General features: G+C 71.7%; 12 protein-coding genes and 1 pseudogene. 8 read left to right on the top strand and 5 right to left on the bottom strand.

Features of this window, described 5'->3' with window-relative positions; all coding sequences use genetic code 11:
- From ACZ7LS_RS36045 to ACZ7LS_RS36030, 4 genes and pseudogenes are all read left to right on the top strand, one after another.
- Window positions 1-1176: pseudogene (locus tag ACZ7LS_RS36045) on the top strand (coagulation factor 5/8 type domain-containing protein); the annotation flags it as partial.
- Window positions 1177-1360: 184 nt separating this feature from the next.
- On the top strand, window positions 1361-2041 hold the full coding sequence (locus ACZ7LS_RS36040) for an ABC transporter permease (protein ID WP_382516641.1): 681 nt from the start codon (window positions 1361-1363) through the stop codon (window positions 2039-2041).
- Entirely contained in the window at window positions 2038-2709 is a 672-nt protein-coding gene (locus ACZ7LS_RS36035; RefSeq protein WP_382516644.1) for an ABC transporter permease, read from the top strand. Before ACZ7LS_RS36040 ends, ACZ7LS_RS36035 begins: the two co-directional genes overlap by 4 nt.
- Window positions 2706-3665 carry an ABC transporter substrate-binding protein gene (locus tag ACZ7LS_RS36030; protein WP_382874403.1) on the top strand — a complete coding sequence of 320 codons (960 nt, stop codon included), beginning with the start codon at window positions 2706-2708 and terminating at the stop codon, window positions 3663-3665. Before ACZ7LS_RS36035 ends, ACZ7LS_RS36030 begins: the two co-directional genes overlap by 4 nt.
- A 1-nt stretch (window position 3666) precedes the next feature.
- On the opposite strand, the gene ACZ7LS_RS36025 is transcribed toward ACZ7LS_RS36030, so the two are convergent.
- The 5 genes from ACZ7LS_RS36025 to ACZ7LS_RS36005 all read right to left on the bottom strand — a co-directional run bounded on the left by ACZ7LS_RS36025 (window position 3667) and on the right by ACZ7LS_RS36005 (window position 8679).
- Window positions 3667-4302 (bottom strand): hypothetical protein, encoded by a 636-nt coding sequence (locus ACZ7LS_RS36025; RefSeq protein WP_382516650.1) that lies wholly within the window; start codon window positions 4300-4302, stop codon window positions 3667-3669.
- A gap of 5 nt (window positions 4303-4307) precedes the next feature.
- Window positions 4308-5198 carry a carbohydrate ABC transporter permease gene (locus ACZ7LS_RS36020; protein ID WP_382516653.1) on the bottom strand — a complete coding sequence of 297 codons (891 nt, stop codon included), beginning with the start codon at window positions 5196-5198 and terminating at the stop codon, window positions 4308-4310.
- Window positions 5198-6166, bottom strand: coding sequence for a carbohydrate ABC transporter permease (locus ACZ7LS_RS36015; protein WP_382673359.1), 969 nt, complete (start codon window positions 6164-6166; stop codon window positions 5198-5200). Before ACZ7LS_RS36015 ends, ACZ7LS_RS36020 begins: the two co-directional genes overlap by 1 nt.
- Window positions 6163-7539, bottom strand: a complete 1377-nt coding sequence (locus ACZ7LS_RS36010) for an ABC transporter substrate-binding protein (protein ID WP_385134821.1) — start codon at window positions 7537-7539, stop codon at window positions 6163-6165. Before ACZ7LS_RS36010 ends, ACZ7LS_RS36015 begins: the two co-directional genes overlap by 4 nt.
- A gap of 174 nt (window positions 7540-7713) precedes the next feature.
- Complete coding sequence (locus ACZ7LS_RS36005) at window positions 7714-8679, bottom strand: acetylxylan esterase (protein ID WP_385134817.1); 966 nt, start codon at window positions 8677-8679, stop codon at window positions 7714-7716.
- A gap of 232 nt (window positions 8680-8911) precedes the next feature.
- Between ACZ7LS_RS36005 and ACZ7LS_RS36000 the strand changes: the two genes are divergently transcribed.
- The 4 genes from ACZ7LS_RS36000 to ACZ7LS_RS35985 all read left to right on the top strand — a co-directional run bounded on the left by ACZ7LS_RS36000 (window position 8912) and on the right by ACZ7LS_RS35985 (window position 14609).
- Complete coding sequence (locus ACZ7LS_RS36000; RefSeq protein WP_382874393.1) at window positions 8912-10009, top strand: LacI family DNA-binding transcriptional regulator; 1098 nt, start codon at window positions 8912-8914, stop codon at window positions 10007-10009.
- An 88-nt stretch (window positions 10010-10097) separates the two neighbouring features.
- The gene (locus ACZ7LS_RS35995; RefSeq protein WP_385134815.1) at window positions 10098-11711 is read left to right on the top strand and encodes an FAD-dependent oxidoreductase; all 1614 of its coding nucleotides are present in this window, start codon (window positions 10098-10100) and stop codon (window positions 11709-11711) included.
- 154 nt (window positions 11712-11865) lie between these two features.
- The gene (locus ACZ7LS_RS35990) at window positions 11866-13995 is read left to right on the top strand and encodes a hydantoinase/oxoprolinase family protein (protein WP_385134813.1); all 2130 of its coding nucleotides are present in this window, start codon (window positions 11866-11868) and stop codon (window positions 13993-13995) included.
- The gene (locus tag ACZ7LS_RS35985) at window positions 13992-14609 is read left to right on the top strand and encodes a hypothetical protein (protein WP_382516671.1); all 618 of its coding nucleotides are present in this window, start codon (window positions 13992-13994) and stop codon (window positions 14607-14609) included. The genes ACZ7LS_RS35990 and ACZ7LS_RS35985 overlap by 4 nt, the downstream gene beginning before the upstream one ends.
- Window positions 14610-14612 lie beyond the last annotated feature (3 nt).

Genomic DNA, 14612 nt, shown 5'->3' with positions numbered 1-14612 from the left:
TCCCAGCAGCAGTGGTACACCCGCGACAGCTCCGTCGGCGGCTGGACCAACGGCGTCTGGAACATGACCTTCTCCGGTGTCGAAGGCGCCCCCGCCCAGGGCTTCCCCAACCCGCCCTACACCACCCTCAACACCACCCCCGTCTCACGCGAGAAGCCCTTCCTCTACCTCAACGGCGCCGAGTACAGGGTCTTCCTGCCGGAGCTGCGCACCAACGCGCGCGGCACCACCTGGGGCAACGGCACGCCCAGGGGCACGTCCCTGCCGCTCACCCAGTTCTATGTCGCGAAGCCCGGCGTCTCCGCGGCCACCCTCAACGAGGCGCTCGCGCAGGGGCTCAACCTGCTGTTCACGCCCGGCATCTACCACCTCAACCAGACCGTACGCGTCGAGCGCGCGAACGCGGTGGTCCTCGGCCTCGGCTACGCGACGCTCGTGCCCGACAACGGCGTGACGGCGATCAGGGTCGCCGATGTCGACGGGGTACGGCTCGCGGGCTTCCTGATCGACGCCGGTCCGGTGAACTCTCCGACGCTTCTGGAGGTCGGCCCGCAGGGCGCCTCCGCGAACCACTCCGCCAACCCCATCACCGTGCAGGACGTCTTCATCAGGATCGGCGGCGCCGGCCCCGGCAAGGCCACCACCAGCATGGTCGTGAACAGCCGGCACACCATCATCGACCACACCTGGGTCTGGCGCGCGGACCACGGCGACGGCGTGGGCTGGGAGACCAACCGGGCCGACTACGGCGTGATCGTCAACGGCGACGACGTGCTGGCGACCGGTCTGTTCGTCGAGCACTTCAACAAGTACGACGTCCAGTGGAACGGCCAGCGGGGCCGCACCATCTTCTTCCAGAACGAGAAGGCGTACGACGCCCCCAACCAGGCCGCCATCCAGAACGGCTCCATCAGGGGCTACGCCGCCTACAAGGTCGCCGACCACGTCACCACGCACGAGGGCTGGGGCCTGGGCAGCTACTGCTACTACAACGTCGACCCGTCCATCCGCCAGGCCCACGGCTTCGCCGCGCCCGTGGTCCCGGGTGTGAGGTTCCACGGCCTGCTCGTCGTCTCGCTCAGCGGCAACGGACAGTACGACCACGTCATCAACGCCATCGGCGGCGCCACCTCCGGCACGACGACGGTGCCCTCGACAGTGGTCTCCTTCCCCTGACACCGGTCGGCGCGCGCCGCGAGCGGTGCGGACCGCACCCCGTGCGGACCACACGCGGCGCGCGCCGTCACGGCGGACCCGCGCGGCGCCCGGACGGGGTGCCGGGCGGGGTGCCGGGCGGGTCCGCCATCCGTACGGTCCATCACCGCGCGCGGACGGCCGGGCGCGGGCGTGCAATGGACGGGTGACCGCGCCTCCGGACGACTGCCTCGCGCGCAACGAGTGGATCTGCGGCGACTACCTCTCCACCCGCCGCACCATCCTGTGGGACGCGGTGCTCCAGCATCTCCACCTGACCTTCCTCGCCATCCTGCTCGCGCTGGTCATCGCCGTCCCCCTGGCCCTGGCGGCCCGCCGCTGGAACTGGGCGGTCGGGCCCGTGCTCGGGATCACCACCATCCTCTACACCATCCCCTCGCTCGCGATGTTCTCCCTGCTGCTGCCGGTGTACGGACTGGCGGCCTCGCTTGTCGTCGCCGGGCTGGTCCTCTACTCGCTGACCCTGCTCGTACGCAACATCCTGGCCGGACTGCGCGCCGTACCCGAGGAGACCCGGCAGGCCGCCCGCGGGATGGGATACGGACCGGTCCGGCTGCTGCTCACCGTCGAACTGCCACTCGCCCTCCCCGCCGCCATGGCCGGGCTGCGGATCGCGACCGTCTCCGCCGTCTCCCTCGTGACCATCGGCGCGATCGTCGGCTACGGCGGGCTCGGCAATCTCATCTACGCCGGGATGAACACCTTCTTCAAGGCGCAGGTGCTCACCGCCTCCGTCCTCTGCGTGATCATCGCCGTCGCCGCCGATCTCCTGCTGCTCGGACTCCAGCGGCTGCTCACCCCCTGGGCGAGGGAGCGCCGCGCGTGAACACCCTCGCGGCGGCCTGGTCCTGGCTCACCAGCGCCTCGAACTGGTCGGGATCAGGCGGGGTCTGGAACCGGCTCGGCGAGCATCTCTTCCTCACCGTCGTCTGCCTGGTCATCAGCTGTGCGATCGCGCTGCCCGTCGCACTGGTCCTCGGCCATCTGGGCAGGGGAGGCGCGCTGGCCGTCAACATCTCCAATGTCGGCCGGGCCGTCCCGACCTTCGCCGTCCTCGTCCTGCTGCTGCTCACCCCGATCGGCACGCACGGCCAGTGGCCGACGATCATCGCGCTGGTGCTGTTCGCGATCCCCCCGCTCCTCACCAACGCCTATGTGGGGATGCGCGGGGTGGACCCAGATGTCGTCCAGGCCGCCCGCGGCATGGGGATGACGGGCGGTCAGCTGCTGTGGCGGGCCGAGGTGCCGCTCGCCCTGCCGCTGATCCTCACCGGCGTACGGATCGCCGCCGTCCAGCTGGTGGCGACCGCGACCATCGCGGCCCTGGTCGGCGGCGGCGGTCTCGGCCGGATCATCACCGCGGGCTTCAATCTCGCCGACACGCCCCAGGTGGTCGCGGGCGCGGTGCTCGTCGCCGTGTTCGCGCTGCTGGTGGAGGGGGTGTTCGAGCTGGTGCGACGGCTGGGGCCGCGATGGGTGAGGGGCGGGGGATGAGAGCGGCGCGTCGTACCGCCGCGGCCCTGGTCACCTCGTTCCTCCTGGCCGCCGCCTGTGCCACGGGACCGTCCCTGGAGAACCGGGGCGACGTCACCGCACCGCCCGGCGACAGCAAGCACCTGACCATCGGCTCCGCCGGCTTCACCGAGAGCGATCTGCTCGCCCAGATGTACGCGCTCCTGCTGAACCGCGCGGGGTACCACACCCGGATCCTCTCCGTCACCAACCGGGAGATCTACGAACCGGCCCTGGAGAGCGGCCAGATCGATGTCGTACCGGAGTACGCGGCGACCTTCGCCGACTGGCTGAACGCCAAGGTCCACGGCCCCGACGCGAAACCCGTCGGCTCACCCGACCTGGGCGCGACGATGAGGGCACTGCGCTCGCTCGCCGCGCCACGCGGGCTGACCGTCCTCGACCCGGGCCGCGCCGTCGACCAGAACGCCTTCGCCGTCGCGGCCTCCTACGCCCGGAAACACCGGCTCAGGACACTGAGCGACCTGGGACGATCCCGGCTGCCCGTCAGACTCGCCGCGGGCGACGAGTGCGTACGCCGCCCGTACTGCGAACCCGGGCTGAAGAAGACGTACGGCATCGACATCACCGGCATCGACCCCAAAGGTGTGGGGACGACCCCGGCGAAGCGGGCCGTGCAGAACGGTCAGGACCAGATGGTCCTGACCACGACCACCGACGCGACACTCGGCCAGTTCGGGCTGGTGCTCCTCGCCGACGACCGGCATCTCCAGAACGCCGACTACATCGTGCCCGTCGTCAACCGCGCGCGGGCCGGGAGCAAGGGCGTCACGACCGCCCTGGACAAGCTGAACACCGTGCTCACCACCAGGGATCTGGCCTCGATGAACCAGCAGGTGGACAGCTGGCGCCGGCTCCCCGAGGACGTCGCCCGCACCTATCTGGAGACGAAGGGACTGATTCCGGCGTCGCACTGAATCACCGGCGCGGGGACCGGCTCCGGGCGGGGACCCCGCGCAGCTCGACCGAGACGGCGGCCAGCGCCGGCGGCCCGGCCGCGAGCAGGGCGAGCGGCGGCAGCGCCCAGACGATCGCGGCGCAGAGCGCGAGAGCCACCGCGATCAGCAGGGACCCGGCCGGATCGGCGGCCGAGCGGCGCGCGGCGCCCCGTACGGCGGCGGGCCAGCTGCGGCGCGCCGCCGGGTGCGCGGCGGCCCGTACCCCCACGACCAGCGCCCCCGCCCCGACGACGGCCAGCGCGACCGAGACGGCGGTGGCCCCCGGCAGTCCGGCCCCGGCCAGCGCCAGATCCACCAGGATCAGCGCGCCGAGCCCGAGCGGCACCGTACCGGCGGCCAGGGTACGGGCGACGCCGTGCGCCCGGAGCGCGTCCCGGTACCGGCCGGCGGTCGCCGTCCGTTCCGTACGGGCGGAGTCCCGCAGGACGGAACAGCCGGCGGCCAGCGCGGCCGGCGCGGTGAGGAGCGGCAGGCTCGCCACCGTCGTGAACAGACCGACGGCGAGCATGTCGGCGAAGAGCGCGAAGCGCGGGCCGAACAGCTCTCCCGGCTCGCGGCGGCCGTACGGCGAGGACGCGGCAGGACGGGTACCCATGGCGCTCACCCCTTCAGTCCCGAGGTCGCCATGCCCTGCACCAGATAGCGCTGGAACGCGGCGAAGAAGAGCACGATCGGCAGCAGCGAGATCACCGACATCGCGAACATCGGGCCGAACGCCGACTGGCTCGACTGGTCCACGAAGTTCCGCAGGGCCAGGGTGATGGTGAACTTCTCCGGGTCGAAGAGATAGATCAGCTGGGTGAAGAAGTCGTTCCAGCTCCAGATGAACGTGAAGATCGCCGTGGTGATCAGCGCCGGCCGGGTCAGCGGCAGCACCACGGACCGGAAGGAGCGGAACGGCCCGCAGCCGTCGATCATCGCCGCCTCCTCCAGCTCGCGGGGCAGACCCCGCATGAACTGCACGATGAGGAAGACGAAGAACGCCTCCGTGGCCAGGAACTTCGGCAGTACCAGCGGCCAGTAGGTGTCCACCATGCCGAGCTGGTTGAAGATGATGTACTGCGGGATCAGCACCGCGTGGTGCGGCAGCATCATCGTGGCGACCATGAAGCCGAACATGACACCCCGCATCCGGAACCGCAGCCGGGCGAAGGCATACGCGGCCAGCGAGCAGGAGAGGACGTTGCCGAGCACCGAACCCGCCGAGATCAGCAGCGAGTTGGTGAGCAGCGTGGAGACCTCCACCCCGCTCACCCCGTCCAGGGCGGTGCTGTAATTGCCCCACTCCAGCCGGCTCGGCAGCAGCCTCAGACTGGTCAGGACCTCGTCGGCCGGCTTGAGCGAGGTGGCCAGCAGCCACACCAGCGGATAGAGCAGGACCAGCAGGATCAGACCGGCGGTCAGATGCAGGGCGATCCGGCGGCCGCGGTTGCCGGTACCGGTACCGGCACGGGTACGGGCGTTCCGCTTGCCGATGGCGGCGGTGGACATCAGGCCCCCTCGTTGGCGTAGAAGACCCAGGAGCGTGACGTCCTGAAGAGCACGATCGTCACCGCTCCGATCCCGAGCAGCAGCGCCCACGCCATGGCCGAGGCATAGCCCATGTGCGAGGCGGAGAAGCCGCGTTCGTACAGATAGAGCGTGTAGAACATGGTCGAGTCGGCGGGACCGCCCTTGCCCCCGCTGATCGCGAAGGCGGGGGTGAAGACCTGGAACGACTGGATGGTCTCCAGCACCAGATTGAAGAAGAGGACCGGGGAGAGCATGGGCAGGGTGACGGAGACGAACTGCCGCCACCGCCCGGCGCCGTCGAGCGCCGCCGCCTCGTAGAGATCCCCCGGTATCTGCTGGAGCCCGGCCAGGAAGATCACCATGGGCGCGCCGAACTGCCAGACGGCCAGCAGGGCGACCACGAGGACCGACAGATCGGGGTCGGCGACCCAGCCTCCGGTGTGGACGCCGATCCGGGAGAGCAGGTCGTCGACCGTACCGCCGTCGTTGTACAGCGCCCGCCACACCAGCGCGATCGACATACTGGCGCCGAGCAGGGACGGGGCGTAGAAGGCGGAGCGGTAGAAGCCCCTGCCGGAGCGCATGTTCTTCAGGAGCAGCGCGACGCCGAGGGCGAGGGCCAGCTTCAGCGGGACCGCCACCACCACGAAGACCAGTGTGGTGCCGGCCGAACGCCAGTAGCGGGGGTCCTCGAACAGCATGTCCGTGTAGTTGCGCAGCCCCACCCAGGTGGGGGCGTCGAAGAGGTTGTAGTCGGTGAAGGAGAGATAGAGCGAGACGGCCATCGGCGCGAGCGTGAGCAGCACGACGCCGAGGATCCAGGGGGAGAGGAAGACATAGGCGGGGCCCTGGCGTTCGCGGCGCGGCGCGCGCCGGGACGCGCGCCCGGTGGCCGGGGGCGGCGGGGGCGGGGAAGCGGTCCCGCGTGGATCACCGGTGAGGCTCATCGCAGCTCCCTCTCCGCCTCGGCGACGAACTCCCCGGCCGCCTCGGCGGGACTCTGCATGCCGTGGATCACCCGCTGGTAGACGCGGGTGAAGGAGACCTGGAGCACCACATCGCCCCGGGGCGGTGCCATCGGCGGCGGATCGACGCCGTACGCGGCGATCTTCCTGCCGTACTCGAAGACCTCCTTCTCGGGTCCGCGCAGGTCCTTGCCGATCGAGCGCGCGATGTCGCGGTTGGGCGGGGTGGAGCGGGTGACCCCGAGGATCTTCCCGGCTTCGGGGTCGTTGAGCAGGAAGTCCGTCAGCGCCGCCGCCTCCTCGGGGTGTTCCGTGTTGGCGCCCGCCCCGATCAGCACGCTGGGCTTGAAGTACTGTCCCGCCGTGCCGTCGACCGTGGGGACGGGCGCGAGACGCACCGTGTCGCCCATCAGCGGCGCGTAGCCGAGGAAGGGACCGTCCCAGGTGAAGTCGGTGGCGGCCAGACCGCGCCCCATCGGTCCGTCCTCGACCGCACCGCCGATCTGCGAGGTGTCCTTGGCGTGCGAGGCCGTGCCCTCCTCGCGCAGGCCGTTGGTGAACGTCCAGAACGCGGTGAGGTCCTCGGTGGTGAAGCCCAGCCGGTGCTGGGAGGCGTAGAGCTTCTTGCCGTGGCCGCGCAGCCAGTTCTCGAACGCGTCCTCGTTCACGCCGATATCGGTGAGGCCGGTGTACGGGCGTCCGTCCGGGCCCGTCAGCCCGAGGGCGCTGATCGCGCGGCCCGCTTCGGCCCACTCCTCCCAGGTCCAGCCGGGCTCCGGCGCCTTGAGGCCGGCCTTCGCGAACACCGCCGCGTCATAGGCGAATCCGGTGGAGCCCTGTCCCATCGGCAGCGCGTACTGGCCGGGTCCGTAGCGGCCGGTGGCGACCAGCCCCGGCTCCATCGTGCCGGTACGGAGCGTGCCGTCCTCGATGTACGGGGTGAGGTCGAGCAGGGTGCCGCTCCCCGCGTACTGGGAGATCTGGCGGTAGTCGAGCTGGGCGACATCGGGCAGATCGCCGCCCGCGGCCTGGGTGGCGAGTTTCTGGACGTATGCCTCGTAGCCGGCGAAGGACGTCCGTACCGTCACGCCCGGATGCCGTTTCTCGAAGAGGCGTACGGCCTCGTCGGTGCGCTGGGCGCGGCTCTCGTTGCCCCACCAGCTGAACGTGAGGGTGATCCCGCCGCCGTCGGACGGCCCTCCGCCGGAGCAGCCGGCCAGCAGCAGGACGAGCGCGGTGAACGCGGAGAGGGCCGCCAGGGCGTGTCCGTGAAGTGGCGCCGTCCGCCCGCAGGGCGAACCAGGCGGGACTTTACGGACACGCCCTGGGGCGGCGGTGCGGGGCGGGCCGGGCAGTCTCATGACCGTGCCTCCTGGGAACCGATTTCTGACATCGTTGTCGGAAAGCGCTTTCTCCGGGAAACCTAGGGTTAGCCCCAGGTGCCGGTCAAGAGGCGTTCCCCTTCGGCTCGTCGCCGGAGGGCGCGGTACGGTGCTTGAGGGCCGGTCAGGCGGCGGGCGGTCAGGGCGTCACAACCGCTCCGCCAGCCAGGCCAGTTGGATGGCCTCCTGGTACGGGCCGCCGCCCTCGTGGTCGTTGAAGTCGTACACCTCGATCGACTTGTCCTCGTGCGCGTAGGCGTTGAAGGCGCCGAAGACAGTGGACGGCGGGCAGGTCTCGTCCTCCAGGGCCACCGAGAACAGTGCCGGAGCCCGTCCGCGCGCCGCGAAGTGCACCCCGTCGAAGTAGCTGAGCGTCCGCCAGGCATCCGCCGTCCTGCCCCGGTAGGTCTTGAGGTAATGGCCCACCTCGCGGTACGGGTTGCGGTCGGTGATCGTCGTCGCGCGCGGGAAGTCGCAGAGGAACGGCACATCGGGCGCGATCGCCGCCAGATCCGGCACCAGCCCGCCCACCGCGAGCGTGATCCCGCCGCCCTGGCTCGTGCCCAGCGCCACCGTGCGCGAGGCGTCGGTGAGGGGATGGGAGCGTGCGGCCTCCACGGCGCGCACCGCGTCGGCGAAGAGCCGCCGGTAGTAGAACGCGTACGGGTCCTCGATGCCCCGGGTCAGAAAGCCGGGGTACGAGGAGGCGCTGCCCACCGGGTCGGGGGTGTCGCCGCCGTTCCAGGCGCCGCCCTGTCCCCGGGTGTCCATCACGAAGTGCGCGAAGCCGGCCGAGCCCCACAGCAGATGGGTGTGCGGCAGGCCGCGCCCGCCGCCGTAACCGAGGTACTGCACCACCACGGGCAGGGGCTCGGACGTGCCCGCGGGCAGGACGAACCAGCCCTTGACCGGGTGGCCGCCGAACCCGGCGAAGGTCACGTCGAACACGTCCAGCGTGGCGAGCGCCGTCGGGACGGGAACGAAGCGTGCGTCGAGCGCGTGGCCGCGTGTCTCGGTGAGGGTGGCGGCCCAGAAGCGGTCGAAGTCCTCGGGCTCCGGGGACCGGCTCCGGTAGCCGCGGAGTTCGTCGAGGGGCAGGTCGAACAGGGACATATAAGGCCACCTTGTCGAGGTGAGAGGGTCACGGGAGACGGAAGATCACACCGTACGACCGCGGGCGCCTGGGCAGAAGTCCCGGGCGGACGGCCGCGAAGGAGTCCGGAAGGAAGTCCGGAAAGAAGTCCGGCCCACCCTCTTGACCCCGATCGCCAGGAGGTTCACAGTGCTCGTTAATGCGCATTAGTAATGCGCATTAACGGTTCTTGAGGAGCATGAGGAGTAACCGGTGGACGAACCAAGGAAGCGTTCCCGGCCAGGCCGGGCCCCCGCACCGGCCGGGCGCACCGCGCGGCCGCGTCAGTCGGAGGTCGCCCGGCTGGCCGGGGTCTCGCAGGCCACGGTCTCGCTGGTGCTCGCGGGAAAGAAGCAGGGCGCCACGATCTCGGAGGAGACACGGCGCAAGGTGCTGGACGCGGCCCGCAGCCTCGGTTACGTCCCCGATCCGGCGGCCCGCAGGCTCGCGGCGGCGCGCAACGACCTGCTCGGTGTCTTCAGCTTCACCGCCACCTTCCCGACGGATGTGCAGCACTCGTACTACCCGTTCCTGGTCGGCGTCGAGCAGGAGGCCGCCGCGCGCGGCTACGACCTGGTGCTCTTCACCGGTTCGAGCACCGGCGGCGCGGGGGCCGCCGGGCCGGACGCCCTCAGCAGGGTGCGGCTGGCCGACGGCTGTCTCTTCCTCGGCCGCCACGCGCCGGCCGGGGAGCTGCGGCGGCTGGTCGCCGACGGCTTCCCCGTGGTCCATATCGGCCGCAGGGACGAGCTGGAGGGCCTGGCCTGGGTCGGCGCCGACTATGTCAGCGCCAGCCGTGAGGTGGTCGGCAGGCTCGCCGCGCTCGGCCACCGCGGGATCGTGCTCATCCGTGAGGACGACGACGCGCCCGCCTCCACCGACCGTGAACACGGCTTCCTCAAGGGGCTGGAGGCGGCCGGTCTGCCCGGCGGGCCCGCCGCCGTCTTCCGCTCGGCCGCCCCGGAGCGCGAACTGACCGCGGAGCGGCTGCGCGGATGGCTCGACGACGGTGTCACCGCCTTCGTCGCCGAGGAGACCGACACGGGCGGCGCCTGGCGCGCGCTGCGTACGGCCGTCCGTGACGCGGGGGTCGACTGCCCGCGCGAGGTCTCGCTCGCGCTGCTCGGCTCGCCGCCCCCGGACCTGGCGGACGGCCCGTGGCCCACCGGATTCGACATCCCCAGAACCCGTTTGGGAGCGGCGGCGGTCCGTCTGCTCGCCGCGCTCGTGGCGGGGGAGGAGGCCACGGAACCGCTGGTGTCCTGCGTCTTCAGGGCCGGTGCCACCGCCGGTCCGCCGCCCGCCCCGTAGGCCCTTTCCCCGTCCCGGGACCCCATAGCAACCCACCCCACCGCACCACACGCACCACACGGCACACCACAGCATCACAAGGAGATCCGTGATACCCGAACCGGACATTCTCATCGTCGGCGGCGGACTCGGCGGCGTGGCCGCGGCACTCGCCGCCTGCCGCGCCGGCCGCAGTGTCGTCCTCACCGAGGAGACCGACTGGATCGGCGGCCAGCTCACCTCACAGGCCGTCCCGCCGGACGAGCACCCCTGGGTCGAGCAGTTCGGCACCACCGCCTCGTACCGTCAGCTGCGCGAATCCATCAGGGACTTCTACCGCCAGTGGTACCCGATGCGGTCCGAGGCGCTCGCGCTCACCTCGCTCAACCCCGGCGCCGGACGGGTCAGCAAGCTCTGTCACGAGCCACGCGTCGCCCTCACCGTCATGGAATCCATGCTCGCCCCCCACCGGGCCTCCGGGCGACTGACCCTCCTCACCGAGCACCGGCCGGTCGCCGCCGAGGCGGCCGAGGACGACACCGTACGGAGCGTCACCGTCGAGAGTCTGCGCGACGGCCGCCGGCGTACGATCGCCGCGCGCTATGTCATCGACGCCACCGAGACCGGGGAACTCCTCGAACTCGCGGGCGTGGAGTACGCGGTGGGCGCGGAGGCCCGTGCCGAGTTCGACGAGCCGCACGCGCCCGAGACCGCCCAGCCGCTCAACCAGCAGGGCATCACCGTCTGTTTCGCGCTCTCGCACCACGAGGGCGAGGACCACACGATCGAGAAGCCCGCCGACTACGACTTCTGGCGCTCCTATCGCCCCGGTTTCTGGCCGGGGCCGCTGCTCGGCTTCCTCGCCCCCGACCCCCGCACGCTGGAGGCCGTGCCGCGTACCTTCGTACCCAACCCCGATCTCGACCCGCTCGATGTCACCGCCGACCAGAGCGCCGACGCGGGGGACAAGGAGCTGTGGGGCTTCCGCCGGATCCTCGCCCGCAAGCTGCACAGGGACGGTGCCTTCGACTCCGACATCACCCTGGTCAACTGGCCGCTCAACGACTACTGGCTGAAGCCGCTGATCGGCGGTGGCGCCGGGACCGCCGCCCAGGCGGTCGCCGGGGCACGGCAGTTGTCGCTCTCCCTGCTCTACTGGCTCCAGACCGAGGCGCCCCGCGCCGACGGCGGCACCGGCTTCCCCGGACTGCGTCCGCGCCCCGATGTCACCGGCACCCCCGACGGTCTCGCCAAGGCGCCGTACGTACGCGAGTCGCGCCGGATCAAGGCCGTCACCACCATCACCGAGCACGATGTCGCGATCGATCTGGTCGGTCCGTACGGCGGCACCCGCTACCGGGACTCTGTCGGTGTCGGCAACTACCGCATCGATCTGCACCCCTCCACCGGCGGCGACACCTATGTCGACATCGGTTCCGTGCCCTTCGAGATCCCGCTCGGCGCCCTCGTACCGCGCCGTGTCCGCAATCTGCTGCCCGCCGGGAAGAACATCGGCACCACCCACATCACCAACGGCTGCTACCGGCTCCACCCGGTGGAGTGGAACATCGGCGAGGTCGCCGGTGCCCTGGCCGCCCACTGTCTCGCCGAAGGCGTGGAACCGCACCAGGTCCAGTCCGAGGACAAGCGGTTCGACGCGTTCGCCGGAGTGCTCGACCGCGCCGGAATCCAGCGCAACTGGCCCGACGTGCGCGGCTACTGACGCGCGTCGTCGTCCATCCAGGCGGACGGGGACGGCCGGACGGAAGCAGCTCCACCTGTCTCCGCCCGGCCCACCGCCCGCGTACCGGTCCCGGCCGGCCGACCGCATCGGCCGGCCAGGACCCGCCCACCGTGCACAAGGAGGTGCCCATACCATGACCACCCACCGCATCCGCGTCGGCATCGACGTGGGCGGAACCTTCACCGACGCCGTGGCCGTCGACGCCACGACCCTCGAACTGCTGGGGCAGGTGAAGGTTCCCACCAGCCACCACCACGAGGACGGCGTCGCCCACGGCATCGTGGAAGCGCTCGGCCGACTGCTGGACCGTACCGGCCACGCCCCTGAGGACGTCGCCTTCCTGGCCCACGGCACGACCCAGGCTACCAACGCCCTGCTGGAGGGCGACGTGGCCACCGTCGGACTGATCGGCATCGGCTCGGGTCCCGGCGCCGCGCTCACCCGCAGGCTCGCCGCCCTCGGCAAACTCGAACTCACCCCCGGCAAGCGGCTCCCGCTCCACTACGCGCATGTGCCCGACCCCGACGACACCGCCGCCGTACGGAGCGCGGTCGACGACGTCATCCGCGAGGGGGCCGAAGTCCTGGTCGCCACGCAGCCGTTCAGCGTGGACCGGCCCGAGGGCGAGGACGCCGTACTCGACGCCGCCCGCGGCCGGGGCCTGCCGCTGACCGCCGCACACGAGATCACCTCGCTCTACGGGCTGCACAAGCGGACCCGTACCGCCGTGGTCAACGCGGCGATCCTGCCCCGGATGCTCGCCACGGCCGATCTGGTCGACGCCTCCATCACCAAGGCGGGCGTCAGCGCACCACTGATGGTGATGCGCTGCGACGGCGGTGTGATGTCCCTGGACGAGATGCGCCGCAGACCCCTGCTCACCGTGCTGTCGGGACCCGCCGCGGGAGTGGCGGGCGCCCTGATGCGGGAGCGGATCAGCGAGGGCCTGTTCCTGGAGACCGGCGGCACCTCCACCGACATCAGTGTCGTACGGCGCGGCAAGGTCGCCGTACGCCACGCCACCATCCTCGGCAGGACGTCCTATCTCTCCGCGCTGGACGTCAGGACGGTGGGGGTCGGCGGCGGCTCGATGGTGCGGATCGGGGGCGGGAAGGTCACCACGGTGGGCCCGCGCAGCGCGCATATCGCCGGGCTGCCGTACGCCTGCTTCGCCACCCTCGACGAGCTGCGCGACGCGACCCTCGCCACCGTCAGCCCGATGGACGACGATCCGGCCGACTACGTGGTGCTCGACGCGGCGGGCGGCCGGTTCGCGCTCACCATGACCTGCGCCGCGAACGCCCTGGGGCGCGTCCCGGAAGGGGACTTCGCCCGCTGCGACCAGGAGGTGGCGCGAACGGCGCTCGCCCCGCTCGCGGCCGCGCTGGGCACCGACGTGGCGACAGCCGCCGCCCGTGTCCTGGACGCGGGAACCGGCCAGGTGAAATCCGTGGTGGACGCCATGATCCGTGACTACCGGCTCGACAAGGACACCGCCGTCCTGGTCGGCGGGGGCGGCGGCGCCGCGTCCGTCACCCCGCATCTGGCCGCGGTCTCCGGCCAGGAAGGCAGGATCGCCCGGCACAGCGAGGTGATCAGCCCCATCGGGGTCGCGCTCGCCCTGGTCCGTGAACAGATCGAACGGATCATCCCGGGCGCGGGCCAGGAACAGATCCTCGCCGTACGCGCCGAGGCCGAGCGCGCCGTCATCGCCCAGGGCGCGGCGGCCGACGGCGTCGAGGTCGAGGTCACCGTCGACCCGCAGACCCACACCGTCCGCGCGGTCGCCACCGGCGCCACCGAACTGCGCGCCCAGGACCGCGCCCACCGCGCCGACGCCGACGAACGGCTGCGTGCCGCCGCCGCCAGCCTCAAGACCGGGCCGGCGGAGGTACGGATCCTGGCGGACACCCCGTCCCACACCGTCTACGGCACCGAAGTGCGCCGCCGGTTCCGCGCCACCCGCCATCCCGTGCGGGTCGTCGACGCCGACGGCGTCGTACGGCTCCACGCGCCGGACGCCCGGGTCGAGACCACCACCGCCGGCCGCGCCCCCGAGGTACTGGCCGGGCTGGTGGGCGAGGCCACCTCGTACGGCGACGGCGGCGTCCGTGCCCCCGCCCTGCGTCTTCTCATCGGCGCCAGGATCGCCGACCTCTCCGGGGTCCTGGACCCGCAGCCACTGCTGGCCCTCGCCCGCGGCGAACTCCGCGCCCGCGCCGCCGACGAACCGGTCATCGCCGTGCTGGAGGTCCGGACATGACGCGCACGGTCACCACCGGACGGGCCGTCCGCGAACTGGCGGAACTCGACGATATCGAGTTCGCCGTACGCCTTCTCGCCGCCACCCCCACCCACGAGGGCCGCGATCCGCGGCTGCTGCGCCAATGGGCTCACGCCGCCGAGGAGTTCGGCGCGGGGCTCGACCCCGCGCCGTGCACGGCCCGGATCGTCGAACGCGACGGTGGCCTGGAGCGCGGGCTCATCGCGCGCTACACCTCCCGGCCCCCGGCCGTCGAGCTGTACACCGACACCCTCGCCGCCGCCGAGGAGCTCGTCGACCGGCTCGGCTGGCGCGACTGGTACCCCGTCGGATCCGTACGCGCCGCCGCCCTCGCCCATGAGGCCGTCCACCAGCGACTGCACCACGGACCGGCCAAGGCCGCTCTGCGCCGCTCCCTCGGCCATGCCGTGCTGCGCCTCGGCCGCCGCACGGTGTACGGCCATGTCGCGGGCGCCGACGAGATCGCCGCCCATGCCCACGCCCGCGCGGTCTGCGGGCTGGGCCGCAGCCCGCTGGTGCTGACCGCCGCGCTCGCTGCCACGGCCTCCCCGCACGGAGCCGTCACGGCCCACCCGCACGGAAGAGAGAAGTAACGC

This window comes from Streptomyces sp. NPDC039430 (assembly GCF_055639435.1).
Note: the sequence above shows the minus strand (reverse complement) of the source record. Positions and strands in the feature narration are given on the sequence as shown.